The 312-nt window shown below is 73.1% G+C and carries 1 protein-coding gene; it reads right to left on the bottom strand.

Going from position 1 to position 312, the window contains the following annotated elements; genetic code table 11:
* On the bottom strand, nt 1-312 hold a 312-nt coding region (locus SB816_RS30675), incomplete at both ends, for an RbsD/FucU family protein (RefSeq protein WP_410548075.1).

Raw genomic sequence — 312 nt, forward strand, 5'->3', positions numbered from 1 at the left:
GAAGCAGCCGTAGCCGCGCAGCTCGCCGGTGACGATCACCGCGTACGCGCGCTGCGCGCGCTCGTAGAACGCGAAGCGATCGAGGCCCGTGAGCGGCACGGCGCGCGCTTCCGCGCGATCGATCTCGGCCTGCACCTCGCGTTGCACGGGCGGCACCGCGGCCGGATCGCCGACTACTTCCATCCGCCATGCCGGCGTGTCGACGAACGTGTCGAGCGGCAGCACCGACAGCACCGCGCGCGCGACGCGCGCCGAATCGGCGCCGTCGATGCGCAACGCGCGGCCGACCACCGTGTGCTCGGCGACGGATTC

Source organism: Achromobacter sp. SIMBA_011 (genome assembly GCF_046535435.1).
GTDB classification, from domain to species: Bacteria; Pseudomonadota; Gammaproteobacteria; order Burkholderiales; family Burkholderiaceae_B; genus Achromobacter; species Achromobacter dolens.